Annotated in this window: 26 protein-coding genes, 1 tRNA gene and 2 rRNA genes; 4 read left to right on the top strand and 25 right to left on the bottom strand. The window is 44.4% G+C overall.

The genetic code is table 11. From position 1 onward, the window contains the following. Positions 1 to 193: 193 nt before the first annotated feature. From NL643_RS15150 to NL643_RS15190, 9 genes are read right to left on the bottom strand one after another with little or no spacing between them, the layout of a single operon-like run. On the bottom strand, positions 194 to 1,063 hold the full coding sequence (locus NL643_RS15150; protein WP_114323503.1) for a zinc ABC transporter substrate-binding protein: 870 nt from the start codon (positions 1,061 to 1,063) through the stop codon (positions 194 to 196). A gap of 22 nt (positions 1,064 to 1,085) precedes the next feature. After that, positions 1,086 to 1,961: a metal ABC transporter permease gene (locus NL643_RS15155; RefSeq protein WP_005393560.1), complete on the bottom strand. Its 876-nt coding sequence runs from the start codon at positions 1,959 to 1,961 to the stop codon at positions 1,086 to 1,088. Beyond that, entirely contained in the window at positions 1,961 to 2,689 is a 729-nt protein-coding gene (locus tag NL643_RS15160) for a metal ABC transporter ATP-binding protein (RefSeq protein WP_253644735.1), read from the bottom strand. The genes NL643_RS15155 and NL643_RS15160 overlap by 1 nt, the downstream gene beginning before the upstream one ends. Next, positions 2,689 to 3,615, bottom strand: coding sequence for a zinc ABC transporter substrate-binding protein (locus tag NL643_RS15165; protein ID WP_253644736.1), 927 nt, complete (start codon positions 3,613 to 3,615; stop codon positions 2,689 to 2,691). Before NL643_RS15165 ends, NL643_RS15160 begins: the two co-directional genes overlap by 1 nt. 22 nt (positions 3,616 to 3,637) lie before the next feature. After that, positions 3,638 to 4,192, bottom strand: coding sequence for a DUF6162 family protein (locus NL643_RS15170; RefSeq protein WP_237309331.1), 555 nt, complete (start codon positions 4,190 to 4,192; stop codon positions 3,638 to 3,640). Then, on the bottom strand, positions 4,189 to 4,509 hold the full coding sequence (locus NL643_RS15175; RefSeq protein ID WP_046873904.1) for a hypothetical protein: 321 nt from the start codon (positions 4,507 to 4,509) through the stop codon (positions 4,189 to 4,191). Before NL643_RS15175 ends, NL643_RS15170 begins: the two co-directional genes overlap by 4 nt. Positions 4,510 to 4,551: 42 nt before the next feature. Then, positions 4,552 to 5,382 (bottom strand): DUF4198 domain-containing protein, encoded by an 831-nt coding sequence (locus tag NL643_RS15180; RefSeq protein ID WP_253644737.1) that lies wholly within the window; start codon positions 5,380 to 5,382, stop codon positions 4,552 to 4,554. A gap of 15 nt (positions 5,383 to 5,397) precedes the next feature. Continuing rightward, positions 5,398 to 5,937, bottom strand: coding sequence for a DUF2271 domain-containing protein (locus NL643_RS15185; protein WP_253644738.1), 540 nt, complete (start codon positions 5,935 to 5,937; stop codon positions 5,398 to 5,400). Between the two features lie 21 nt (positions 5,938 to 5,958). Next, a complete protein-coding gene (locus tag NL643_RS15190) occupies positions 5,959 to 6,588 on the bottom strand; it encodes a PepSY-associated TM helix domain-containing protein (protein ID WP_085344263.1) in 630 nt (209 codons plus the stop codon). A 379-nt stretch (positions 6,589 to 6,967) separates the two neighbouring features. Between NL643_RS15190 and NL643_RS15195 the strand changes: the two genes are divergently transcribed. Continuing rightward, positions 6,968 to 7,456 (top strand): hypothetical protein, encoded by a 489-nt coding sequence (locus NL643_RS15195; protein ID WP_048624656.1) that lies wholly within the window; start codon positions 6,968 to 6,970, stop codon positions 7,454 to 7,456. Positions 7,457 to 7,523: 67 nt separating this feature from the next. On the opposite strand, the gene NL643_RS15200 is transcribed toward NL643_RS15195, so the two are convergent. The 10 genes from NL643_RS15200 to NL643_RS15245 all read right to left on the bottom strand — a co-directional run bounded on the left by NL643_RS15200 (position 7,524) and on the right by NL643_RS15245 (position 17,924). After that, entirely contained in the window at positions 7,524 to 8,696 is a 1,173-nt protein-coding gene (locus tag NL643_RS15200; protein WP_253644739.1) for a hypothetical protein, read from the bottom strand. Next, on the bottom strand, positions 8,693 to 9,313 hold the full coding sequence (locus NL643_RS15205) for an energy transducer TonB (protein WP_006741220.1): 621 nt from the start codon (positions 9,311 to 9,313) through the stop codon (positions 8,693 to 8,695). The genes NL643_RS15200 and NL643_RS15205 overlap by 4 nt, the downstream gene beginning before the upstream one ends. Then, positions 9,313 to 9,717: a biopolymer transporter ExbD gene (locus NL643_RS15210; RefSeq protein WP_005374257.1), complete on the bottom strand. Its 405-nt coding sequence runs from the start codon at positions 9,715 to 9,717 to the stop codon at positions 9,313 to 9,315. Before NL643_RS15210 ends, NL643_RS15205 begins: the two co-directional genes overlap by 1 nt. Further along, positions 9,714 to 10,268, bottom strand: a complete 555-nt coding sequence (locus NL643_RS15215) for a MotA/TolQ/ExbB proton channel family protein (RefSeq protein WP_005393540.1) — start codon at positions 10,266 to 10,268, stop codon at positions 9,714 to 9,716. The genes NL643_RS15210 and NL643_RS15215 overlap by 4 nt, the downstream gene beginning before the upstream one ends. Next, positions 10,268 to 11,635, bottom strand: a complete 1,368-nt coding sequence (locus NL643_RS15220) for a MotA/TolQ/ExbB proton channel family protein (RefSeq protein ID WP_054866882.1) — start codon at positions 11,633 to 11,635, stop codon at positions 10,268 to 10,270. Before NL643_RS15220 ends, NL643_RS15215 begins: the two co-directional genes overlap by 1 nt. Further along, positions 11,636 to 12,403, bottom strand: coding sequence for a DUF3450 domain-containing protein (locus NL643_RS15225; RefSeq protein WP_213987657.1), 768 nt, complete (start codon positions 12,401 to 12,403; stop codon positions 11,636 to 11,638). 74 nt (positions 12,404 to 12,477) lie between these two features. After that, the gene (locus NL643_RS15230) at positions 12,478 to 14,577 is read right to left on the bottom strand and encodes a TonB-dependent siderophore receptor (protein WP_253644740.1); all 2,100 of its coding nucleotides are present in this window, start codon (positions 14,575 to 14,577) and stop codon (positions 12,478 to 12,480) included. A gap of 207 nt (positions 14,578 to 14,784) precedes the next feature. Beyond that, the gene (locus tag NL643_RS15235) at positions 14,785 to 16,158 is read right to left on the bottom strand and encodes a sensor histidine kinase (RefSeq protein ID WP_253644741.1); all 1,374 of its coding nucleotides are present in this window, start codon (positions 16,156 to 16,158) and stop codon (positions 14,785 to 14,787) included. Beyond that, positions 16,158 to 16,823 (bottom strand): response regulator transcription factor, encoded by a 666-nt coding sequence (locus tag NL643_RS15240; protein ID WP_005393531.1) that lies wholly within the window; start codon positions 16,821 to 16,823, stop codon positions 16,158 to 16,160. The genes NL643_RS15235 and NL643_RS15240 overlap by 1 nt, the downstream gene beginning before the upstream one ends. Positions 16,824 to 16,970: 147 nt before the next feature. Next, positions 16,971 to 17,924: an L-lactate dehydrogenase gene (locus tag NL643_RS15245; RefSeq protein WP_253644742.1), complete on the bottom strand. Its 954-nt coding sequence runs from the start codon at positions 17,922 to 17,924 to the stop codon at positions 16,971 to 16,973. Positions 17,925 to 18,161: 237 nt separating this feature from the next. On the opposite strand from NL643_RS15245, the gene NL643_RS15250 reads away from it, so the two are divergent. Further along, entirely contained in the window at positions 18,162 to 18,872 is a 711-nt protein-coding gene (locus NL643_RS15250) for a glycerophosphodiester phosphodiesterase family protein (RefSeq protein WP_253644743.1), read from the top strand. 35 nt (positions 18,873 to 18,907) lie between these two features. Here the strand turns inward: NL643_RS15250 and NL643_RS15255 are convergent, their stop codons facing one another. Continuing rightward, positions 18,908 to 19,390: a murein L,D-transpeptidase family protein gene (locus NL643_RS15255; protein ID WP_253644744.1), complete on the bottom strand. Its 483-nt coding sequence runs from the start codon at positions 19,388 to 19,390 to the stop codon at positions 18,908 to 18,910. Between the two features lie 289 nt (positions 19,391 to 19,679). Here NL643_RS15255 and NL643_RS15260 point away from each other — a divergent pair, with 289 nt between their 5' ends. Together NL643_RS15260 and NL643_RS15265 are read left to right on the top strand one after the other, a co-directional pair. Next, a complete protein-coding gene (locus tag NL643_RS15260; protein ID WP_301339127.1) occupies positions 19,680 to 20,675 on the top strand; it encodes a 2-hydroxyacid dehydrogenase in 996 nt (331 codons plus the stop codon). Positions 20,676 to 20,760: 85 nt separating this feature from the next. Beyond that, positions 20,761 to 21,117, top strand: coding sequence for a YibL family ribosome-associated protein (locus NL643_RS15265; RefSeq protein ID WP_005374274.1), 357 nt, complete (start codon positions 20,761 to 20,763; stop codon positions 21,115 to 21,117). 163 nt (positions 21,118 to 21,280) lie between these two features. Here the strand turns inward: NL643_RS15265 and NL643_RS15270 are convergent, their stop codons facing one another. The 5 genes from NL643_RS15270 to NL643_RS15290 all read right to left on the bottom strand — a co-directional run. Next, entirely contained in the window at positions 21,281 to 22,312 is a 1,032-nt protein-coding gene (locus NL643_RS15270) for a cytosolic protein (protein ID WP_074189713.1), read from the bottom strand. A 103-nt stretch (positions 22,313 to 22,415) separates the two neighbouring features. Continuing rightward, positions 22,416 to 23,177, bottom strand: a complete 762-nt coding sequence (locus NL643_RS15275) for a hypothetical protein (protein ID WP_006741208.1) — start codon at positions 23,175 to 23,177, stop codon at positions 22,416 to 22,418. Positions 23,178 to 23,454: 277 nt separating this feature from the next. Next, positions 23,455 to 23,545, bottom strand: a tRNA-Ser gene (locus tag NL643_RS15280). A 101-nt stretch (positions 23,546 to 23,646) separates the two neighbouring features. After that, positions 23,647 to 23,763: ribosomal RNA gene (rrf, locus tag NL643_RS15285) — 5S ribosomal RNA — on the bottom strand. Positions 23,764 to 23,855: 92 nt separating this feature from the next. After that, positions 23,856 to 23,946, bottom strand: a 23S ribosomal RNA gene (locus NL643_RS15290); the annotation flags it as partial.

The raw sequence follows: 23,946 nt of genomic DNA on the forward strand, positions 1-23,946 counted from the left end.
TGTACCGGTTCGCTTAGAGACAGATTAAATCCGAATCAATCGCAACGAACACATAACAAAGTAGTAATGAAATAGAAATGAAACAAACACTTTCTTATGCAACCAGTGGTATTAATGCTCACATTTTGAACTAAGTCACAAAAAAATAGGGAACTTTTCATTCCCCATCATAAAATCTGTGGCTTTTTACGTGTCACATCTCCCAACGTGCGAGTGGCTTCTCAGTTTTGATACCCTTACTGCCCCAGCGGTCAATAACATCAATTTGCAGTATACGACTCGGTTTAATAAGCGATGTCAAGGTTTTCGACGGTCGTTTATCCGTCACTAACCATAGCGTTTTATCTTGTTCAAACTGAGCTTTTAAAGATAATTTGTCTTCTTCTGTCCACTCGAGTTCTGGCTTAAATTCGCGCCCAACCACAAACAATTGGTTGCCAGAGGCAAAGTCCTCTAGTGACTCACTCATCAGTACCACTGAATCGATGCCTTTATCGAAGATCTCTGCCTGTTGTTGGTTGATCAGTTCACGCACATTGAGCATAAAAGCCTGTTGATTCGTTTGAATCGCCTTTTGGTGTTCAGGATATACACGTTGTAGATCCTCTCCAACAATGCCCGCCATTCGGATTAAGTTTGTAGGGTTCAGCCACGCGTACTTCGATGTTGACCCGTTTTCCAATGTCAGTGCTGCAACTCCTTGAGCTCTAGGAGAAATGGCCTGCGATGCATCGATTTCAATCAAGTGAATGTTGCCCTGTCGAGCGTAAACATAAGTCGGGTCTTGTTTCCAAATCGCACCAAGAGTAATAGCAACCGTCGCGGCTTGACCCGCTTGCTTAACTTGCTCTGTACCTTTATTTGCGAACCAGTTCTCAAGACGCTCAACGCCGTAACGCTTTGGAGGCAGATACTGAGTCTCTATCCCTGTACCTTTCATGAGTTGCTCAGACAACATGTACGTGACGGGAGTGCTGGTTAAAATGTCTTTGGCGCTTGCCAACGATGGAAGTGTCGTCGCTATAACCAAACCAAAAGTTATCGCTAATTTTTTTATCTTCATGTTCATTACTTTATAAAAAGGGTTACGCTTTTTGGATAATTCGGTAAACCGTTGCAGTTAGGAAAAAGGCCGCAGAAACAATGATGATGGATGCGCCTGATGGCACTGGTAGCTCAAGCTCCATCGGCAGTATGGTTCCGACTAAACACGCAATGGTTGCCAATAAAGAAGAAAGGAGAACGAAACTGCCCATGCGTTTAGTCAATAACCTAGCCGTTGCACCAGGAATCAGTAGCAATGCACCAACCAATACCGCGCCAATAATCTTTACCGCGGCGATGGTGACCAAGGTGATCATCATGACAAATAAGTAATCATAAAAGCTGGTATTAAAGCCGCGTACACGTGCAATATCCGGGCTGATACAAGTCAGCAAAATGCGATTAAACGTAGGAATAAGAAGCAGTAATATGATCAAACAACTGATCGCTAAAATAAGGATATCGTTGTCCGTCACAGTCAAGATCGATCCGAACAACACGTTCTCCAACATGTGAATGTTGATCTTACGAGCGACGTACATTAACAGCGCAGCACCAACCGCTAACGCTAGTGCAAGAAAAACCCCAACCAGTGTATCGTAAGGTACATTGGTACGATTACGAACAAAGTGAAGCAACAGCGCAAAAATCATACAAAAGCTAAACAAGCCGATGATCGGATTCTCTGGCGGCTCACCGAGCAACACACCAATCGCGATTCCGGTAAGCGCAGCGTGCCCAACCGCTTCAGAGAAAAAAGCCAGTCGCTTGGCGATGACTAATGTCCCAAGACCACCAAGTAATGGTCCTAATATCAACGCAGCCACAATTGCGTTCACCATGAAGGCATAAGAAAAGCTATCGCTTAACCATCCAGCTTCAACGCCGCTAACCGCTAACTCTCGTAACCAATCCATTATGCAGCCTCCACTTTTGCTGTGTAGTGCTTGAATAATGTTTCTATACGATCAGGACTTAACAAATCTGAGTGGTGCCCTGACGCCACAATTTGACGATTTACGACATGGACCTGCGCGTCTAAACGGCGCACTGCGGTCACGTCATGGTGTACTGCCAGTACCGTTTTGCCTTCTCCAACGACTTCATGAATCAAACCTTCAAGGTACCGAACACCTTGCTCGTCCATCCCAGTTGTAGGTTCGTCTAAAACCAATAAATTGGGCTCATCCAGTAAAGCTTGCGCAAACAAAACACGCTGTTGTTCACCGCCAGAGAGTTGCCCCATACGACGGTCGCTACGCGTTGCCATACCCACGCGATCCAGCTGGGCCAGGGCATGTTGAGTTTGTTTAGTTTTACGTCGCCAAAATAGAGGGATACGAGTTTGGTTAAGCAGTACAAAATCCATCACGGTTAACGGGAGGCTTGCTTCAAACATCGCTTTTTGTGGCACATATCCTATCTTCCCCGATGCTGCTGATGGTTCTGGCCAATTGAGTGCAATGTTTCCCGAAAATGGTGTTAGCCCAAGTATCGAACGAAGCAAAGAGGTTTTCCCACCACCATTCGGCCCCATGATAACGTGGCATTTCGCGCTCTCGAATTCAGCGCTGATGTTCTGCAAAATAATATTGTCGGCGTATTTCAGGCCCACGTTATTTAAGGAAACGGAAGGACCTGTCATTACGCCTTTTCCCCTGCTCGCTTGCTCGCAACAAACTTCATTGCTTCAATGAGCGTTTCCACGTTATCTCGCATCTCAACCTCGACTTTATCAGCCTCATACTCACCGTGAGTCATATGAGAAAAGCGATAAAGCCGCACCCCAGTCGCCTCTTCGATGGTATCAACAAAACGGTTCGGCATATTGAGCTCATAAAACAGCACATCAATGCCCGATTCACGAATTTTCTCAATCGTTTCCTGCAACTGACTGGCACTTGGTTCAACGCCATGAGCAGGCTCAATAACAGCTGCGACGTCAACACCAAACTCCTGAAGGATATAGCCGTAAGCATTGTGGGTTGTCGCCACCTTCATACCAGCCGTGTCCAACTCACCAAGAGACAACATTGCATCACGCTTCATCAGGCGAAATGTTTTTGCGTATTTACGAGCATTTTGGCGATAAAAAGTAGCGTTGTCTGGGTCCAGTTTACTTAGCTCACTCGCGATGGTGTAAACCTTTTGAATAGTGGTCGATAGACCAACAAAGGTGTGAGGGTTCACTGCACCTTGACCAACTGACTGCCCCATCGCCGGTAACAGAGGCACTTCTTTGTTCGCTTCGATAACCACGAGATCATCACGCTGAGAAGCCTTGATCACTTTCAGTGCAAAATCGTCATGACCAATACCATTGATCACTATTACGTCCATTTCATTTAAGCGCTTAAGATCATTAGGTTGTGGCAAATAGTTGTGAGGATTAAAACCGGCATCAACCAAAGGAACGATGTCCGCCTTCTCACCAACAACGGCTTTAACATAGCTGTAATAAGGTTGAAGCGTAATACCAATACTGAGTTTATCGGCAGCAAAGCCAGTAGAAGACACCGTCAATAACGCGGTGGCTGTAAGAATACGACGTAAAAGAGAGCGTTTGATCATAGTAGTTATCAATTATGTTGTCTTAATGGGCGTGAGAATGGGAAGAAGAGGAATCTGACAGAACGATTTGTTGCCAGCCATGCTGGCGGCGTTTTGCTAGATCGCTTAGTACCTCCGCATTTAACGATCGGCTAGAATCATTAAACCAAATATCAGCTTGAGAACTGCGGCTATCCAACAGCATGGAAGCAGAGCCTTGGGCACTGGTCTTCACGCCAATGTAGACACCGTCATCAATTCGTTGCCACTGATGAGAACCTTTACGCTTCCAGTTTTGGTCTTTCACGAATGGAGCAATCCAAATCGCCTCCATGTCAGAGACCTCAGGCCAAGTTCCAGTTTCTAGCTGCAAATCACGAATCTCTTCATGAGCAAGCTTAAGTTCAGCGATCAAACCCAACTCGTTTTGATGTAAGTCCGTGATTAAAACTTGATGAGCCTGTATGTCTGGCTTTTCAGTCGCAACCTGATGGTAGGGCATAAGTATGGCTGCTGAACTGAGAATCGCTGCGATTGTCAGTGCGACCCACTTTCCTTCTCGGTTACCATCATCAGGGCGAACTTTCTGTACACTCATTTCTCTTTCAGCTCAACGATATCCACTTCCACCGGGCTTTCATGTCCGGCATCAAATACCAAATAGAAATCTGTTTCAGGGTGAGTAAATTCTGCGATGGAACGCTTATCTGTTTTTTCTTTGGCGATCAGATTGTCGTCGTAATCGTACATTTCGACATCGTAGTCGACCGCTGTCGATCCATCCGAGTAGCCCGCTTCACAAATCACTTTATCTTGCGCCAAGTGACAACTCATCAGAGGGAAGTGTGCAGCAGCGTGAAAAGAAGCAAATCCAGAAAAAAGCAAAGCAGCTTTGAGAAGAGAAGTGTTATTCATGATGATTCCAAAATGGCCCAGCGATTGCTGAGCCTAATTCGATTAGTTAAGTTGAGTTTCAAACGTAAGGTGAACATTGGCACTCGCTTTATCCGCCAATGGATTATCTTTTAATTCACCTTTGTAGTTCGCTTTCATTAAGTAGCGCCCTGCGACCTCTGGCGTGAAGTTCACTTTGCCATCTTCATCACTCACCACATCGATTTGTTCTTGATGGTTTCGGTACATGGTGCCTTCACGTGTGATCTCCGCTGTGACGCCCTCTTGTGGCTCACCATTGAAGAAAAACTGGAAAGTGACTGGTTCACCTTCAATGATATCCGATGGATGCGTGATCGGTTTCATCTCCAGCATTTTGCCTTCAATCTCCAACGCTTTGTCCGTTGGCATACCAACCGTAATGTAGCTTTCTGCTCGGGTGTAGCTTAGTTGAGTAACCACATCACGAGCTTGCTCGGGAAGCACATCACCACGCTCAGCTTTGTTTGCTCGCGCCCACTTCACCGTATCACGACGACCCGCTTTGTATTGGGTGTAGTAGCTCGGCTGATTATTGATCGCGACTTTGTGCGTGCCTTCTTCCGTAAAAAAGAAATCAAACATAGAACGACGTTTACCACGAACAACAAAGTTAGGACGCTCAGAACGGCCATCCGGCATCACCACGAACGCTTGGTCACTACCCGCAGGCTTATCAAAAACAAACGTCCCGTGAGAAGCAGTAACATCAAATGTCAGCCAGTCACCTCCTTCTTTTGAAACCGTAAAGTGAGAAGGCAGAACCCAACGTGGATGCGCTTGTGCGGTGGTTGTTGCAGCCAATCCCATTGCCATTACACTCGCCAATGCCACTGCTTTCATTTTGGTTTTCATTGTTGTGTCCTTTAATCACTTAACTTGATAATTGACGGTGATGACACCCGTCTCTTGAGTTGGTTTAAGCTCATAGCGCACTTCACTGTCCGCTAGCGTTATTTTTTGACGTAAGTAGTTTCGCCCACCATGTTCACGAACAACTTCGACGTACAACGTGTAATTTCCTTGCTCCAAACGCTTTCCTGCATCATTGGTTCCGTCCCAGAAAAAACGGTACTGTCCAGCAGGGCGCGTTGCAGACGTCACCGCATCAACAAGTTCACGATCATAACGACCCGCTTTTCTCCACCAGCTGCGCAGGTCTTTTAGCCATTCGTCTTTTCCTACCCATAGCTGAATGGTTTTAACCGGTTTACGCTGGTCATTTTCAACCCACACCGCCACATAAGGGCGTGCGTACATTGAAGTGTCTATCTTTGGAAGTTCGAATTCGAAATCGATCTTCGCGTTATCTGGTAGAGGAGCCGCAGAAAGAGAGAAAGGAGCAAAAGCCGCGATCAAAGCGGCTTTACAAAAGTGATTACGGCGGAAAAATCTTCCTGTGTTCAACATAAGTGTTCTCTAAAAAAGCTGTTATGGAACAGCAACAAAATAAATCACGAGCGACAGTAACGTACCAAAGCTCATCCATTGCATTGACGTTCTAAGCGTCTTCTTCTTAGGCAGTAATAAGCACACACCTGTTAGAACAAAAAACACCATCAAAAGCGCAGTGACGTCGATAAACCACTTCCAAATCCCACCACTGTTGCGTCCTTTATGTAGATCGTTCAGCAGCGCAACAATACCGTAGTGCGTCGTTTCAACCTCTGCCGCACCGGTGGTCATATCAATAAAGACCGTAGCGTTATAACCTGGGCCTTTAAAATCCATAGACAGCTCTCCGAGTAACAACTCACCTTGCTCAACTTCGGTATAAACATCTAGTGCGGAGGGAGTGCCGCGAAGCTCGGTTTCTTTAGTCAAGAAAGCCACCAGCCCTTCACGATTAGGTTGAAAGGTATCTGAATGTGAGAATAGAACTGAGTGTGGAACCGTAAGAGTATGTTGTTGAATGATAGGTTCACGGCGTTCAAATAATTCGGGGCGATTGAGGGTAATACCAGTTATTGCAAAAAACAGCGTAACTAAGAGAAGAGCCATCGAAATATAGATATGTAGGCGGCGAGCCCAAGTTTGAACACCTTTGCTTTTAAGCAACATAGAAACAATCATCACCAATAAATGTGGGGCATAATTTAGGTGATAATCATTCGTATTGGCATTTAATTTACATTGTTTACTTTTTCAATTCAGCTTGGCTGGCGCATGTTGTAACTATTTGCGCCAATATGAGTGACCAATTGCCTACCCTCTAGAGAATAACCCTATTGATTTTAATGACTCAAAATTTAATGATATTTCCAATACTAAAAAGTGGGATAGACTCCACCAAAATGCGCCTTTATGTATATTTAATGAAAAGCTTAAAAGCTATCGATAAGCTAGATTAAAAAGGTAAGCTAAGAAGTTAGTGTAGGGTTAGATAGAGAAGATTTTCTGATGCTAGCCAAACGTTATGGTGCAGTTCAGAAGGAAAAATATGAACAAGAATGTTGGAATAATTCTCTTATCACTTTTCTCAAGTGTCACTTTCGCAAGTGAAAAGTTTGAAGCCAGTTTGTTTAACAACGTAAGCCAATCTATCGATAATTATGGTGCTAAGATAAAGCTGTGCGAATCTATGGCAGACCAGAATACACCTGACAAACAAACCCTAGAGTATTCAAAGAAGCATATAGAAGCATTAACTCCTGTTCTGCCGTTTTTAAGCGAGAAAGCTTTTGAGGCTTGTGTATTAAAAGAGAAGCAAGAGCTAGCATATTATCTATTAATAGCAAAAAATAACTCTTCAAGAACCTCAACATTAAAGCTTGTAGAATCGACTGAAAGCCTAACTTTTCATATCGAACCTACATCGAGAGAAAAGTTTGAAACACTGAGCAAGGTACATCAAGAATATATAGAGAAAAGCCCTTTTTTCTCCCGACCATTTGATGCATTAGCCTTTTATGAAAAGCTCATACAATAAATAGCCTTTATGACTTTAGACAAAAAAATACCCGAGACTGAGCTCGGGTATTTAATAAAAATGTTCGCTATGAGTTCTGCGTCGATTCTACTTTGCGTAGCTGTGATAGATACTTAACCCAACTTTTTGCCTGATTCGACGGTTTAATCTCATTCGCTCTTTTGGCATTAGCGAGCGCATCGTCAAACCGCTTAAGTTTGTAGTAAGCACGAGTTTTGATAAGTGCAACATCCGCTTTACGACCTCTGACCTTATCGAGCGCGGCAAGGGCATCTTTATAGTGGCCTTCTTGCACCAATAATTGAGAATAGTTCCAGTAATACTGTCGGTCTAGCTGAGCAGCAACACGCCAACTATCGATAGACTCTTCCCACTCTTTTGCCATTTGCCAATACGTCGCTTGCTGAGCTTTCAGTTTACTATTCGAGTTTACATCCTCTAGCTCGTTCATCACCAACGCAGCTCTTTCAGGAATACCTCGTTTAGCGTACAATTGTGCCAGCAGCTTTAAGTCATCTTGGCTAAGTTGTAACCCTTTCAGTTTTGCCAACGCCAAAGAGTCCAGAGCACGTTTGTTGTCATCAACACGCGGGTAAAGAGCAACAAGCTGGCGCCACCATTCAATTCGCTCAGGTTCAATCGCGATCAAGCGTTTGATGGTCGAGATTGCCGGCTTCCACTTTTTCAGTTCTAGCTCAGCAGAAAGCTTTATCGACAATGCGCCAAGCTTGTCTGGCTGACCAAACTTCTCATAACGAGCCATTGCTGAAAGTACTTTCTGCCACTGACTCAGTTGATAATGAGATTGGGAAATACGCAGCCATAGCTCATGCGCTTTTTGACCTTTAGGAATGTTTTTGCTCAAGGCATAGTAATGAGGTAACGCCTTAGAAAAGCGTTGCTCGTTCAGCAGTATATCGGCCAACATTTTTCGGGTTTGCCATGCTTGCTCATCTTGTAGCAAACCACTATTGACTGCCAACTCAAGTTGCTTAATTGCTGCTTGAGTTTGTTCATTCTGCCAGTAAAAAATACCCAACATTCGAGCGACATAAGCTTGGTCATATCCACGAGAAAGCTCCATAGCTTCAAGAGATGAAATCGCTTCTTTTAGCTTCTCCTCTTGAGCCAAGTTGTGTGCTCGTTGAACTCTCGCGGCAGTGTATTGGCTTAACTCACTGGCAATGGTTAAAAGTGCACTCAGGCTTAATACCGTACCGATTAAGAATTTTTTCATCATTTGGCTAACTTGAACTCCACTTTAGCGGTTTGTCCATACTGCTCAATTGACACACCATCCTCAACTTTTGGCTGATACTTCCATTTTTTAAGCGCACGAATCGCTTCTCTTTCGAACATACGCTGTGGCTCAGCCTCGATCACTTCAATATCTTTTGGTCGTCCAGTTGCATCGATCGTGAAACGCATAATGACATAGCCTTCAACTCTACGTTTCAGCGCCTTACTTGGATAGCGAGGATCAACACGATACAACGGCAGTGCTTGTTGGTTGCCCATTGTTCCCTTCAAGTTTGGCGCACTGATCGCGATACCTTCAAGGGCAGTGTTCAAACCTAAAGCACTGACTGGCGTCATCTGGCTCATTGGCTCCATTTGAGTGTCAGCTTGAGACAGATCCATTGGCTCCGGCGCTTGGGGTGGTTCTGGTTGCTCCGGCACTGAACGTTGACGGCGCTGCACGTCTGCTTCATTCTCTACCATCACCATATCAAAACGAACCGCTTCCGAAGCTTCTGGCGCACGCTGGTTGCCTTTATCAACCATCCACGCCATAAAGCTAAACAGGCTCACAGAAATTAACAGTGATGCTGGTAGTGCAAGTAACAGCCTGCCCATTAAGGTTTCTCCGCCGCCAATGCGATGTTTTTCACGCCCGCCGCTTTTGCAGCGTCCATCACTTTCACGACAGTGCCATTGTAAGCATGCTCGTCAGCTTGGATAACTAACGAAGCATCAGGCTGATCAAGTAACAGGTGCTCAATAGAGGCCTCAACACGCTCAATATCAACCACTCGTTTGTCGATGTACACGTCATTTGCTGCCGTTACCGCGATAAAAATGCCCGCATCTTTTTGGCTTACCACATTAGAAGCCTGAGGGCGGTTCACTTCTACGCCAGACTCGCGCACGAACGAGCTGGTAACAATAAAGAAAATCAACATGATAAAGACAATGTCAAGCATCGAGGTTAAATCGACTTGAGCTTCATCTTGTTGGTTAGGTCTGCGTCCGAGTCTCACTTTTGACTCCTTAAAGATTGTTCTAACTGGATAGCTTTTCGTTCACACACTTTGCTAAGGCGAGCATGAATAAACATGCCCGCAAGCGCTGCTACCATACCCGCCATGGTTGGCAGCGTAGCAAGTGAGATACCAGAAGCCATCAATTTTGGATTGCTGCTGCCTTGCGATGCCATTACGTCAAACACCGTAATCATGCCCGTCACCGTCCCTAACAACCCTAACATTGGGCAAACCGCCACAAGTAACTTAATGGTCGATAGGTTTTGGCGCAGTTCAATTTGCGCTTTTGCAATCCATCCTTCACGGATTTGATGTGCGTACCAAGAGTGGTGCTCTGATCTTTCTTGCCACTGCTCACAAAGCTGTTTCTTTACCCCCGGGAAAACCGTTGTGAGATAAATAACTCGCTCCATGACCAACAGCCAGCACACCGCCACGACGGCAGCTAACCACCATAGGATTTGACCACCTTGCTGCATAAAGCTCATCAAGGTTGTGGCCCAATCCTCACTGATCAAACCCAATGTGTTGAGTAGGATCTGCTCCATTACGCTGCGTTCTCCGCTAAGGTGTTAGAGTGACTTTTGTTGCTCGGCATATCACGCTCAGCTTGTTCTGCAACTAAACCGATACCTTGCTTTTCTAAGATACTGCGAATATTTTCTGCTTGAGAGCTCAATACGTTGTGCGCCAATAACAATGGCATGGCTGAAACAAGGCCAAGTACAGTAGTTACAAGCGCCATCGAAATACCACCCGCCATTACTTTCGGATCACCATTACCAAATTGAGTGATGACTTGGAAGGTTTCGATCATACCCGTTACCGTTCCAAGTAGGCCAAGCATAGGGGCCAGCGCAGCAAGAAGCTTCAGCATCGACAACCCTTTTTCTAAGTGGGTTTGCTCATCAACAACGGCTTCCAAAAGACGTAGCTCTAACGCTTCTACGCTGCGATGCTTATCTTTCTGATACACCGCAAGCACACGACCTAAAGGGTTGTCTCCTGGCTGTGCTGGAGTTTTCAGTTGCTTCATGATTTTCTGGCGCGAAATCATCAGAGATGCACCACGTACGAGAGCAATCAATAGGCCGATAGCTAATAAACCAAGGATGATTTTACCGACAACGCCGCCTGCATTTAGGCGATCAGCCAAAGTCGGTGAGTTTGCGAGCTGCTCAAGAAGAATGCCGCGTGACGGGTCAATGACAAGCGCATCAATGTCACCAGAGGAAATAGTATTCGCTGTTGGACCGCTTTCAGGCTGACGAAGATAGTTTACCGCATCTCCGCGTTGACCATTCCACTTAACGTAGCCAGTGTCATCCAACAGCGCCATAGAACCAAGACGAACACCATTAACCGTTTGTTCACGACCTTCGCCATTTAGCAGTGTGAAAGAGACGTTTGCCATCTCACCACTTGCTTTGATTTGTTCTTCCATGCTGCGCCACATCGCCTGAAGTTGGGTCAACGTTGGCAGTGATTTAGCTGCAACAATAGCATCGATATCTTTCTGATATGAGTTTGCATCAACACCCGTTACTGAGCTCTTGAGCTCTGACTCTAGCTCTTTTGCGTTCTGGCGAACGACGCCAAATAGCTCACCCAAGCTCCCGGTTTCTAGACGTAGCTTTTCTTCTAGCTGCGCCAGTTCCGCTTCATTTTCACCGAAAGTAACACTTAATGAGTCCGCTTCTGCTTGAAGAGCCGCTCGCTCTGCGGCCAATTTATTCTTTATAGCCTGTAGCTCTTGCTCTGTTTTCTTAAAACCTGATTCACGCGCGACATTGTGCGATTGCTGTTGACGATTTTCTTGCTGCGCCTTTTGTAACAATGCATCACTAGCAACAGTTGTATGAGGCATTAATGCGGCTGTCGAGATTAGTGCAACCGATAACCATTTTTTCATCATTTATTTGCCCTCCGCAGCGGTTAACGACACTGGCAGAGTTAACATACTCGGCGCGATCTGTTTATTCGCCATAGCGAACGCTTTATCTAGCTCTGATTTTTGCTCAGAACCCACTTGCTGCCATGCTTGTTGTTGCTGTGACCAGCTCCAAAATGTGTCACCAGATAAGCTACGCGCTACCAAAGACAAACGCCCTAAATAGAGAATGTCCGCCTCCACAGCTTCATTGTCACCCAGGTTAATCTTGCCTTGGTAAACGCCAAGCTTGGTGCCGTAATCCATTTCAATTTGGTACGCTTCTAAAATACGACGAAACTTCTCTGCATCCGCAACGTCTGCACGCGTCATCATGGAATCCAGCTTTGCAATTCGCTCCTCACGTTGCGCTTTGCGTATAGGTTTGTCGTTAGCAACGAGCGCTTTTAAGCCCTCAAGCATGTGATACATCAAAGGCACGACACCTTGACGAGTTTGAGCAATCTGCTCAATTTGCTCGTTCAAGCTATCAACTTCTTGATTTTGGCTCTCAACAAGGCTTGCAAGATGATCGCGATAAATCTTCAAGTTACCGACTTCCTCTTGCAGCTGCTCAATTTCAGCTTCTAGAGTAAGTGATTTTTCTGCGCTTGCATCAATACGTTTTTGGCTTACCGCCGACGACTGGTTTGTTTTACTCTGCACAGCTTGTGCATCGTTTAAGTTCGCCGCGTGAGCGGGAATCAAAACCGATGATATCAACAGAGCGATACTTGATTTCATTAGATTCATACGAGTTATATTTCTGTGTTCCAAAAACGACCAAAGGGGAAGACTACCCTTCCCCTTTAATAATCAAATTGTTATCAGTACTTGAACTGGATTGTTGCCATGTAGTTGCGGTCTTCTCCAACCACAACCCCACTCGCACCTTTTTGCTCGCTATTCGTGCTACCGCCACCTGCGAAGTAGTCGGTATCGAATAAGTTCTCTACATTGAATCGAGCAATGATATCCAAGTTTTCATCGTACTTATGTTTGTATGACACGCCCATATCAACGCGAGCGTAGCCATCTTTCTTGAAGGTGTTCTTTGCATCACCGTAGCGATCACCTTCATAAATCAAACCAAGGTTTAGGTTCGTATTGTCTTGAACCTTGTAGCTAGACCATAGACTTGCCGAGAACTCTGGCACATCTACAGGGCGGTTACCCTCGAATTTTTTATCCGCTTTCGTCAACTCTGCATCCAAATACATTGCAGAAGCGGTTAGCGACAACTCAGGGGTCACAAAACCTTGGGCCATTAACTCAGCACCTTTGTGAACTTGCTCACCACCTTGCGTTTTCTTGTGTAGGAGATTACCGCCCGCGTCTTTGCCGCTTTCAACATCCAGCGAGATGTTCTCTAATGTGATATCAAACACTGCACCGGATACAAATAAGCGCTGATCAAACAGTTCCCACTTAGTTCCGATCTCGTAAGAGATACCACGCTCTGCGTCTAGCTTCTCGCCATCGTTCACGTAAGTTTTGCCACGACCACTGCTGACTTCACCTTGCGGCATAAAGCTTTCAGAATACTGAACGTAAACCGAGCCATTTGTCGATGGGTGGAAAATCACACCAAACTTAGGAGAAACTTGATTCTCTGTCAGGTCATCATCACGCTTTTCATCATAACGAACCCCTGCAAGTACTTGCCAAGACTCGTTAATGGTCATCATGTTTTGCGCGTAGATACCCCAAGTATCGTACTCAGTTGTTGGTGATTTCTTCGAACTACGATAGCCAGGCTTAGGCACCGTTTCTCCTGGCGCAATACTCGCCTCATTATGAAATGCCATAAAGCGATCATAACTGTAATCTAAGTAGTTAGCGCCCACTAACAACGTGTTTTCCGTACCGAACAAAGTAAAGTCCGTCGTCACATCTATATATGCAGTATCAAACACCCAATTATCGGTGCGATCGTTGCCTCGATGCTTAATCGTATTGAGCTCTTCATACTGATCAAATTTAGGGTAAGACTCCACATCAAAACGCTTAAAGTCTTGGCGGTTGTAACCTGCTTTTACGTTTACATTGTCAGTCACTTGAGCATTAATATCGATACCATAGTTTTCTACATCGTTATCAATTTCAGACCACTGCGCATCCCAAATGTACTTATCACCGCGAACCGCTTTGCCATCGACAATGTATGCACCAGAATCCACGCTACCATCGTCTTTCGTGCGATCGTAATGCGCTGACACCATAAAGTTGTCGGTGATGTCGTACTCAACCACTAGGCCCGCAACCGTACGATCCGTTTCTGGCTCGGTACCATCGCCGTAGCTGCGCCAAGAGCCGTAGCTTTCTTTGGCAAAAATTGCGCGCGCGCGCAGTGTCTCTGCATCATTTAGCGCGCCACTCACATCAAGCACCGTGCGTGAGTGATCATTCGAACCTAGATCTTGACTCAAACTAGCTTGTGTTTGAGTTGTTGGTTTTTTCGAAACCATGTTTACCAAGCCACCCGGCTCAGATTTACCGTATAGCAGGCCTGATGGACCTTTAAGCACTTCAACACGCTCTAAAAGCTCAATTGGCTGGCGGTAGTGTGACCAGTGTTGACGGCCATCACGAAGAAAACCGTCTGAACTGCTAAGTTCAAAACCACGTAGAGAGAAACGTTCGCGGTTACGGCTTGTACCACCCGCGCTAACACTTGCATCGCTACGTAGCACTTCACCAAGTGTACTTGCACGCTGCTCATCAATTACCGTTTCATCGATAACCGCTACTTGTCCTGGCGTTTCCAGCTGCGTCATTTCCATGCGCATTGCTGTACTGTTTGTATCCGCCTTGTAGCCGAACTCTCGACCTTCTACAACTACATGTTCGTCTGTTTGAACGTCCGCCACTGCAGGTGTTGCTAACACCGCACCGATCACTAGCGCCAAATGGCTCTTAGTAAACATATCCTTTCACTCCGATTATTATTTTTCGGGTCACATGCTTGTTGAATGCGATTCCCTCTTAATTATTTCGCGGGTGAATATAAGTGATAAGTATTACCATTTGCATTAAATTTACATTCTTTGCATTTGCAAACTTTTGTAAAGTACTCTCTGATGATGAGCCACAATAACGTGATAAATATCACAGTTAATAAGACTTAACCATACTTACTGCTTGAACACCAAAGTAACACTCAGACCTCCTTGTTCACGATTTTTCGCCGTAACGGATCCACCCATAATGCGCATGGATTCTTTGACAATCGCGAGACCTAAACCATAGCCGCCAAGCTTCTTATCTCTTGATGCATCTAAGCGAGTAAACGGGTCAAAAATATCGACCAACTTGTTCTCTGGAATACCTGGCCCATTGTCGGATACAGACATGGAAATCAATTGCTGCCCATCTTTGACATGATTAGCCAGAGAAACTTCTATCTGAGATGCTTGCCCTGAATATTTGATGGCATTTCCAACAAGGTTATTCAAACAGCGAATGATGAGCGTTTCTTCGCAAAAAGCTTTGGCGCATGTTGCTTCTGAACGGAATGACAATGTTTGTTCTGGTTTTAAATCGATTTTGCACCGCTCTACTTGCGGTGCGAGCAACACCTCTAAATCACGGCGTTTCGCACCTTTGTCGAAACGCGCATTTTCCAAGCGACTGAACTCCAAGATATCGCTTATCAAATGGTTTAGCTCTTTAGCTTCGTCTTCTAGCCTGGTCACCAAGCTTTGCTCGTTCTCCCCAACTCGCTTCCGCAAAAGGTGTAGAACTAAATTCTGTCTTGCTAACGGCGTTCGGAGCTCGTGGGAGACATCTCTTATAAGCAATCGCTGCTTTTCGGCAAGAGAATGAATTTGCTGTGTCATGTGGTCGAAGTCTTGCGCCAGCTCGTTAAACTCGCGCGTATTCGATTTTAACTCTTTCACCACACTGACATTAAAGTCTCCGTTAGATAGCTTTTTGCTTGCTTCTCTTAAGCGATCAAGCGGCTGTTGTAAGTTGCGTGCCATTAGCAATGAGAACAACGCCAAAATAACTACCGCAATCACCACTTTGAGAATAGAGAAATATAAAATGAAGTCATGTGCGGGATGCAGTCGATGTGGCAGTTGAATCACCAAGCTATTATCTCTAACCAAAGGGATATTGATAATCGGGCGATTTACCTTTCCCTCAAGTTGATCATCAATACTTCTTTTAAATTGAAGTTTGAACTCGAAGTGTGGATGCATTAAACGGTGAGTGACGGGTTGCTGGTGCTCATTCAGCACAAACAGATAAAAGTTTTGCGCGTTCGCCCAATCCGCAAGTTCGTCCATATCTCCGTGCTCAATCAGCACATTGGCTTGATGTGCAAGATCGAGCATTTCTTCTCGCACACTGTCCGGCACTTTTAGCATGGCTTTCACGAGAGCTTGCTCAGCCATTGCTTGTACGACCAAAATACTTATCACAATTGCAGTCATATAACTAAACAACTTAAACGCTAAGCTATCTTTACGTTTCGCGATAAAAGGTGGGCACGTGAGCTTCATTAATTGTTTACAGCCTCTAGGTAGCTGTAACCTTTGCCACGGAAGGTTTTGATATGTTGCTTAGAGAGCCCTGCTTCTACTAGCTTGCGACGTATATTACTGATGTGCATATCAAGGTTGCGGTCAAAAGGGCTTAGCTCTTTCTTTAATACTTCGGTTTGGAGTTCCGCTTTTGAAATCACCACACCTTGGTTTTTGACTAAATAGCTCAGTAATTCGGCTTCCGTGCTTGTGAGTGGTAAGCTATTGAGCTGAGCACTGATCGTTTGAACGGTACTGCACATCGCCTGACGTTGGCGCTCTAAACCAACACGACGAAGAATCGCTTTGATGCGCATCAGAAGCTCAGCAACATTAAAAGGCTTTCCTATGTACTGATCGGCTCCCGCTTGGTAGCCATCAAGCATCGAGTTTTCATCATTAAGAGCAGTAAGCATTAGAATAGGTGTCGCGAAGCGTTGACAGATTCTACGGGCAACTTGCATGCCGTTAAGGTTTGGTAACATGACATCAAGCAGTACAAGATCTACCGGCGTTTTTTCCATATATTGCAAAGCACTTTCACCGCAATGTACAGAAGAGACAATATAGCCCTCCTCTTGCAAAACTGCTTCTAATAGCTCACACAAAGGAACGTCATCATCCACTATCAAAACTCGAGACATTACCACTCACCATTCAAATAAAAATGGTTCGCATTCTATTACTCATTTACAAATTAAACAACTACACACCCTAGGGCTTTAGTACAAATAGCTCTATAGCAGTAGACCGGAGTGCTAAGCTAACTATCACCTGATAATGAGGGTAGATCAGGGCTTTAGCTTCGTCTCCTTAGCGACATTTTCGACGATGTGTTTTAAGTGGGCGCTGATCGTTTTTAATGTGACAAGCTCCTCTTCAGTGAAGGGATGCATCAGAACTGAATTTGCTCCGTTTTTTCCAATAACCGTAGGTAGGCTGAGAACAACATCATGCAAACCATATTGCCCCGACATCATCGTACCGACGGGCAACACCGATCGTTCGTTAATCGTCACGGCTTGAATGATTCGAAAGACACTGGCGGCAATGCCATGAACGGTGTTCTGCTTACGCCGAAAGATTTCGTATCCCGCCTGTTTCACCGCCTCAAGAAGTGCGTGCGGATCAATTCTCTCAATGTTATGGGTATCGCAGTAATAGTCGGCCGATTGCCCAGCGATAGAAATTAAGCTCTTAGGAGTAAAGCAATGGCTACCATGCTCTCCTAATACATAACCAAACACGTTCTTCGGGTCTAGGTCTACACGGCCAGCAACAATACTCATTAAACGAGCGGTATCAACTACACAGCCACTGCTAATAACTTTACTCGGCTCAAAACCGGTGTTGGTGACAATAAAGTGCGCCACGATATCGCATGGGTTTGACACAACAATCAACACCGCATTTGGCGCTACACGTTCTATTTGACGCGCAATATCAACTCCAATTTGAGCATTAACCTCAGCAATATCCAAACGAGTTTGTCCTTGTTTAATCTGCGTACCAGCGGTGATAACAACAAGAGAGGCTTCGAGTAAATCTAAGTAATCATCCGACGGCATAATGCGTGTGTTTTTTGAAAAAGTCAGTGCCATCGTGTGACGAAAATCAAACACTTCACCCTCGGCACGTTCTAAATTTTTATCAAGTAGAACAAGCTCACTAAAACCACCCAGAGTGAGTAAGTAATTACACACCCCCACACCGACAGCCCCTGCACCAATAACACCGATCTTCATATTTCTCTCCCGATAACCATGATGCACTCGCAACTACCTTGCTCTTTAAAAATGAGCGGCAGGAGAATAAAAGTCCAACTTTGGTTCATGATTCGACAGGAGTGCTTCCAACGACCTACCTTGACGAATGGGCGATTTGGCTTTTATTAAGACGATCTGACAACATGCACCTTGAGGTATATCTTCAAAGCAAAAAACGAGTACAATCTGCTCAACACAAAGCAGAAGATGAAGAACATGGAAACATTAGTAATTGGTCATCGTGGTGTTGCTGGCTCATACCCAGAAAATACAAAAGTGAGCGTTCAGGCCGCCATTGACCTCGGATTAAATTGGGTTGAAGTTGATGTACAACCGACCAAAGATAATGTTTTAGTGGTTTGCCATGATCACACCATAAATCGATGCAGTAATGGACAAGGGCGTGTCGATGAACTGACTCTGGAAGAGTTAAAGGCGTTGGATTTTGGTAGCTGGTTCAGCGCAGATTTTTCAGGTGAGAAAATCATGACATTAGATGAGCTGCTCACTTTAGCTACTGAGCACAAGCTTAACTTGAATATTGAAGTTAAGGTAGATCGCCACCCAGCAGAAGAAGTGGCACAAGCTCTCGCCAACGTACTAGCAAAAAGTCCCATGCTGCAAGAGAAGGTACTACTCTCCAGTTTTAGTCATGATGTCATTAGAGCGCTGCATAAATACTGCAATGAGTATCGATTAGGTGTATTGAGTGAATTCTTAACGAGAAAAGATAAACGCCTTTTGGAAGAAGTTAACGCCTATAGCTGCAACCTAAACATTAACTGGGTTCGCTCGAGCCAAATAAACAAACTCCAGCAGGCGGGTTACAAAGTGATGTGTTATACAGTGAACAATCCAAACAAACTGAAGTACCTACCTCAGTTAGACGGTATATTCAGTGATCATCCACAACGCTTTATGCCATAGCACATACCACCTTGAGCTTCAGAGGCACCATTTCGTTACCACTCAATCTGAATTGGTGTCCCCATCTCTACAAGCTGGATAAATTCATCCATCTCTTCATTGGTAATCGCAATACACCCATTGGTCCAATCAAAGCTTTGGATATAAATCGGCAACTGACTCTCACCGTTTTTTAAACCATGAATTTTGATGTTCCCTCCTGGGGACACACCTCGGCGCTTCGCTTCCAACGTATCAATCGCATCAGGGTAGCTAATATGCACAGAACGATAAAAAGCCGACTCTTCTATGACGTAATCTAAGGTGTATTCGCCCTCAGGTGTACGATTGTCTCCCTCTTCTTGTTTATGCCCTTTAGGGTTCGCTCCTAAAGCAATGCGGTATTCTTTTAGTATTGTGCCTTGTTCCATTAAATACATTCGACGCTTTGACTTGTCGACTTTAACAAAATCTACAGCTGCATGGACGCCAGAAGCCAACACACAACACAAGAACATAGAGCACCATTTCACTGACATTGCCGGAACGCCTAACCTAACTAAAGTGAACAAGAAAAGAGCGATTATGCTAGTCAGTTAGCGCCCGTAAAGCAAACAGTATCTAGGGTAGAACCTGTATTACCCCAGGAGCTAAAGGGATGAACGCACAAGTGCAGAATCGTAAGATAATACTCATTGAAAGGCGTGATCGTTATCGTTGTTTGATATGGCAAAAGTTAAAGAGAAGATTTCTCTATTCATTCCGCCTAAGTTGCATTACTTTATAAGTATATTTATTTATAAAGTCCGCACTTTTTGAGAGGGAACCATGATTAATATTGCTTTTTTTAGTGCAAAATCCTACGACGAGGCCTCTTTTAATAAAATTAAAAATAACCGAAATTTTGAATTCCACTATCACGACTTCCGGCTAACCGAAAAAACCGCCAAAATGGCACATGGTTGCGATGTCGTGTGTGCTTTCGTCAATGATGACCTTTCAGCTCCCGTTCTTAAACAGCTTTCTCTAGGCGGAACTAAGCTTATTGCCATGCGCTGCGCGGGTTTTGATAAAGTGGATCAACAAGCTGCTAAAGAACTTGGCTTACAAGTAGTTCGAGTTCCAGCTTACTCACCAGAGGCGGTGGCAGAGCACACAGTCGGTTTGATGATGTGCCTAAATCGTCGCCTCCACAAAGCCTACCAACGTACACGTGACGCCAACTTCTCGCTAGAGGGCCTAGTTGGCTTTAACTTTTACGGAAAAACCGTTGGTGTCATTGGTACAGGTAAGATTGGTATCGCGACGATGCGTATCTTCAAAGGGCTTGGCATGGAGCTGCTTTGCTATGATCCTTACGAAAATCCATTAGCACTAGAAATGGGAGCGCGTTACTGTTCGCTTGAAGAAATCTACGCTAGTGCGGATATTATCTCTCTCCATTGTCCAATGAGTGAAGAAAACTATCACCTATTGAACGAAAAAGCCTTCGCACAAATGAAAGATGGTGTGATGATCATTAACACTAGTCGAGGCGAGTTGCTGGATTCACTAGCAGCGATAGAAGCATTGAAACAAGGTAAGATTGGCGCGCTTGGTCTAGACGTGTATGACAATGAAAAAGACTTGTTCTTCCAAGATAAATCTAACGATGTCATCGTAGACGATGTTTTCCGTCGCTTATCGGCTTGTCATAACGTGCTGTTTACTGGCCACCAAGCATTCTTGACTCACGAAGCACTTAATAATATTGCCTCTGTGACCCTTGATAACGTCGAAGCCTTCTTCTCTGGTAACGTATCGGGCAATGAACTGATTAACTAAAGCCAGACAATCGAGAAGTATAGTAGAGCGTGTGATCTCAGCTATGCTATACTTCTCGACTATTTAAAATTTGAGCCAAATTACCATGAGCATAAAAACTGATATTCAAAAGCTGCACAACCGTTTAGATACATGCCAACGTAAACTTGATGCGGCACGTTCTCGTGGTGATCACGAAATGATTACAAAGTTCACGGATGAAGTAGAACAGCTAACCAAAAAGCTTAATCAGTTAAAGCATAAGCAAAACTATGAGCTGAACAAAGAACGTAAAAGCTTACTTGATATGCCATTCTCTCGTGAAATCACCAAAGCAGAACAAGCGGACATCGGCAAACTGAAAAAACGCGTACGCGGCTTAGTAATCGTTCACCCACTAACAAAAGTTGGTAAAGAGCTTCGCCTCGATGTCATGACAGGCTTTGCGCCAAAAGAGTTTTAAACTCATATTAATACTCGTCGAGCCTAAGCATTTGCTTGGGCTTTTTATTTTGTACTGCTTCATTAAATGTCATCGAAATATCAACCCATAAGCTCCTAAAAAGGCCAGCGACAAAAGCCACGGACCTATTTTCAACCAATACCGTCTGCATTACATCTCAACGCTACGACAGTTGCTGCAACTTGTGCTCCACAACGGGGTCATTCGGAACTAACTGCTGAGCCACTTCCAAAAGTTGTACTGCATCTTGCGGATTGTCATGCTCATGCTTCATCGCAATATCAACAAGTGGCTGAATATCGATTTGCGCTTGATGCTCCTTCACATGTTCTTTCTTTTCTTCAATTAGCACATTATGAGCGGTACTCAGTAGGCTCAAACGATGTTGTGAACTCGCATTCGCCTTGTTAAGACACTGATAGTAATCTTCTTTTAATCGCAGCGTTTTAGTCTGATGACGAAACTGCGCTATATCTATCTTCTGATAACGTATAAAGTCTACAGCCACTTGCTTATAAAAACCGAATTTATTCAAATACGTCGCGTGTGTACCATGTCCCATACCGAAGACTCTCAAGTGAGTGAGCTCTGGGTAGCGTTTGGCGTGAAGACGATCGATTTCATTGGTTGGATCATAAATGATGTAACCTTTTGCATCTCCAAGGTCGAGGTCGTGGTACTTTCCTTCCCAATCAAATTGTTGGGCAAGTTCAGTACTTGGCCTGTCATCCCATGGCACTAGCACTTTGTTTTTTGTACTGACCGGGTGAAACATCAATACTTGATCCAACTTTAATAGATTGGAAAAAGCGCCAATAGCAAAACCACCGCGGCTAAGGCCATAACCTAAACGGCATTCAAAAGGCTCAAGTAATGTCGATAACTGCTCTAGAAAGAAAATCAAATTACGGCTGCGAAACCAGTTACTTTTCCCAAGGTGCTGAAAAGAAATAATATTTACTTTTTGTTTCTGGGCTAATCGATAGCCCCAAGGCGCAAAGTCTGAGTGTAAGTCCTGTACTTGTAGATTTGTACCAGCAGGGGAAAAGGTGAACAACAGCGGTTTATTTCGGTCGACAAACTCATACTTAACAAACACATCATCAAGTAAGTCCTCCCCGGACATCGGTAGCCTGGTTTGCTGTTCTTCACGAGAAAGAGCCAGCCATTCATCCAACCAGTACAGTAACTTCATTAATCCTCCATCTAAATTGCGCCTAGCAATTGTGTTAAAAATCTAGTTTTTAGTGTGTGATCATCTCCCCCTGGTTACAGGGGACTCTGATATCAGTCCTCTTTTAAAACAAAGCGTGAATTTGCTTATTAAATTGGTCAATATCTATGGTTTGATGACGAACAAACTCCTTCGCCACCAGATTAAAAAATTCTAATTTATCTAATTGTGTGGATTGAGTGCCGTGCCCCATACCGACGACTTTTAAATGAGTTAGCTCTGGGTAACGTTCAGCATGAAGACGATCAATACGATTGGATGGGTCATAAATAATATAACCTTTGGCATTGCCCAAATCTCGATCATGGTAGCCGCTTTCCCAAGCAAACTGCTGAGCAAGCTCAGTGCTGGGCCGATCATCCCAAGGCACTAAAGCTTTATTTTTTGTGCTCACAGGATAAAACAACAAAAGATGTTCTAATTTCAGCAAGTTAGCGAACGCGCCAATTGCAAAGCCACCTCGACTTTGCCCATAACCCAAACGACATTGGAAGGGATGAAGCAACTCAGACAGCTGCTCCAGAAAGAAAATCAAATTCCGACTACGAAACCAATTACTTTGTCCTAAATGTTGAAAGGCAATAATGTTTACTTTTTGTTGTATTCCGAGCTCGTAGCCCCAAGGAGAAAAATTCGGAGTTAAATCTTGTACCTGCACATCAGTGCCGGAAGGAGAAAATGTGAACAACAATGGCTTGTTAAGATCGACGAGTTCATACTTCACAAATACATCATCAAGTAAATCGTAGCCAGAGATAGGTAAAGCCATCTCTTGTTCTTGTTGAGTAAGCGCTTGCCATTCATCTAACCAGTAAAGTAGCTTCATTTTTTCTCCAAGTGCATCCGCAATATTTAGACTGAAACTCTATCAAAATGCTTTTAAGCATCCCACGTTGAGACTTAACAAAGCTCTACTTAAAGCCTAAATGACCTATGAAAATGTCTTCGATTGCAGATATTACTGCGTAAACTAAACCCAAAGTGAGTACGCTAAAGAACTTAGAGAAAGGGCCGGAGAAAAGCCAATTAGAAGTTTTCGATAACAGCTGTTAAAAAACAGCAGATACAAAAAAACCGCTGTAAGAACAGCGGTTTTTTAAAGGTGGCGGAGAGATAGGGATTTGAACCCTAGATACGCTATTAACGTATGCCGGTTTTCAAGACCGGTGCTTTCAACCACTCAGCCATCTCTCCACAAATTGTCACTAAAACTTAGTCTTATACTATCGATGCTAATTTTTAGTTTTGCCTTCAGTTATCTTAATTAAAAAGAAAACTTGAAAGCGATATTTAAAGCCTGGCGATGTCCTACTCTCACATGGGGAAGCCCCACACTACCATCGGCGCTATTTCGTTTCACTTCTGAGTTCGGCATGGAAATCAGGTGGGTCCAAAACGCTATGGTCGCCAAGCAAATTCTTTAATCTGGAAAGCTGTGTTTAATTCTCGTTCTTACACATTCAATGTTCTTTCATTGAGTCCATCAAAACCCCTTGGGTGTTGTATGGTTAAGCCTCACGGGCAATTAGTACAGGTTAGCTCAACGCCTCACAACGCTTACACACCCTGCCTATCAACGTCGTAGTCTACGACAA

This window comes from Vibrio sp. Y42_MX_L11, assembly GCF_024181785.1.
Lineage (GTDB): Bacteria > Pseudomonadota > Gammaproteobacteria > Enterobacterales > Vibrionaceae > Vibrio > Vibrio diabolicus.

Excerpts from the sequence above, each read along its gene's own strand:
- NL643_RS15205 (WP_006741220.1), bottom strand. The coding sequence starts at position 9,313 with ATGGGCAGGCTGTTACTTGCACTACCAGCATCACTGTTAATTTCTGTG.
- NL643_RS15175 (WP_046873904.1), bottom strand. The coding sequence starts at position 4,509 with ATGAATAACACTTCTCTTCTCAAAGCTGCTTTGCTTTTTTCTGGATTT.
- NL643_RS15185 (WP_253644738.1), bottom strand. The coding sequence starts at position 5,937 with ATGTTGAACACAGGAAGATTTTTCCGCCGTAATCACTTTTGTAAAGCC.
- NL643_RS15220 (WP_054866882.1), bottom strand. The coding sequence starts at position 11,635 with ATGATGAAAAAATGGTTATCGGTTGCACTAATCTCGACAGCCGCATTA.
- NL643_RS15170 (WP_237309331.1), bottom strand. The coding sequence starts at position 4,192 with ATGAGTGTACAGAAAGTTCGCCCTGATGATGGTAACCGAGAAGGAAAG.
- NL643_RS15160 (WP_253644735.1), bottom strand. The coding sequence starts at position 2,689 with ATGACAGGTCCTTCCGTTTCCTTAAATAACGTGGGCCTGAAATACGCC.
- NL643_RS15240 (WP_005393531.1), bottom strand. The coding sequence starts at position 16,823 with ATGTCTCGAGTTTTGATAGTGGATGATGACGTTCCTTTGTGTGAGCTA.
- NL643_RS15225 (WP_213987657.1), bottom strand. The coding sequence starts at position 12,403 with ATGAATCTAATGAAATCAAGTATCGCTCTGTTGATATCATCGGTTTTG.
- NL643_RS15275 (WP_006741208.1), bottom strand. The coding sequence starts at position 23,177 with ATGAAGCTACTTTACTGGTTAGATGAATGGCAAGCGCTTACTCAACAA.
- NL643_RS15195 (WP_048624656.1), top strand. The coding sequence starts at position 6,968 with ATGAACAAGAATGTTGGAATAATTCTCTTATCACTTTTCTCAAGTGTC.
- NL643_RS15230 (WP_253644740.1), bottom strand. The coding sequence starts at position 14,577 with ATGTTTACTAAGAGCCATTTGGCGCTAGTGATCGGTGCGGTGTTAGCA.
- NL643_RS15190 (WP_085344263.1), bottom strand. The coding sequence starts at position 6,588 with ATGTTGCTTAAAAGCAAAGGTGTTCAAACTTGGGCTCGCCGCCTACAT.
- NL643_RS15180 (WP_253644737.1), bottom strand. The coding sequence starts at position 5,382 with ATGAAAACCAAAATGAAAGCAGTGGCATTGGCGAGTGTAATGGCAATG.
- NL643_RS15165 (WP_253644736.1), bottom strand. The coding sequence starts at position 3,615 with ATGATCAAACGCTCTCTTTTACGTCGTATTCTTACAGCCACCGCGTTA.
- NL643_RS15245 (WP_253644742.1), bottom strand. The coding sequence starts at position 17,924 with ATGAAGATCGGTGTTATTGGTGCAGGGGCTGTCGGTGTGGGGGTGTGT.
- NL643_RS15235 (WP_253644741.1), bottom strand. The coding sequence starts at position 16,158 with ATGAAGCTCACGTGCCCACCTTTTATCGCGAAACGTAAAGATAGCTTA.
- NL643_RS15200 (WP_253644739.1), bottom strand. The coding sequence starts at position 8,696 with ATGATGAAAAAATTCTTAATCGGTACGGTATTAAGCCTGAGTGCACTT.
- NL643_RS15265 (WP_005374274.1), top strand. The coding sequence starts at position 20,761 with ATGAGCATAAAAACTGATATTCAAAAGCTGCACAACCGTTTAGATACA.
- NL643_RS15250 (WP_253644743.1), top strand. The coding sequence starts at position 18,162 with ATGGAAACATTAGTAATTGGTCATCGTGGTGTTGCTGGCTCATACCCA.
- NL643_RS15260 (WP_301339127.1), top strand. The coding sequence starts at position 19,680 with ATGATTAATATTGCTTTTTTTAGTGCAAAATCCTACGACGAGGCCTCT.
- NL643_RS15150 (WP_114323503.1), bottom strand. The coding sequence starts at position 1,063 with ATGAAGATAAAAAAATTAGCGATAACTTTTGGTTTGGTTATAGCGACG.
- NL643_RS15215 (WP_005393540.1), bottom strand. The coding sequence starts at position 10,268 with ATGGAGCAGATCCTACTCAACACATTGGGTTTGATCAGTGAGGATTGG.
- NL643_RS15155 (WP_005393560.1), bottom strand. The coding sequence starts at position 1,961 with ATGGATTGGTTACGAGAGTTAGCGGTTAGCGGCGTTGAAGCTGGATGG.
- NL643_RS15270 (WP_074189713.1), bottom strand. The coding sequence starts at position 22,312 with ATGAAGTTACTGTACTGGTTGGATGAATGGCTGGCTCTTTCTCGTGAA.
- NL643_RS15255 (WP_253644744.1), bottom strand. The coding sequence starts at position 19,390 with ATGTCAGTGAAATGGTGCTCTATGTTCTTGTGTTGTGTGTTGGCTTCT.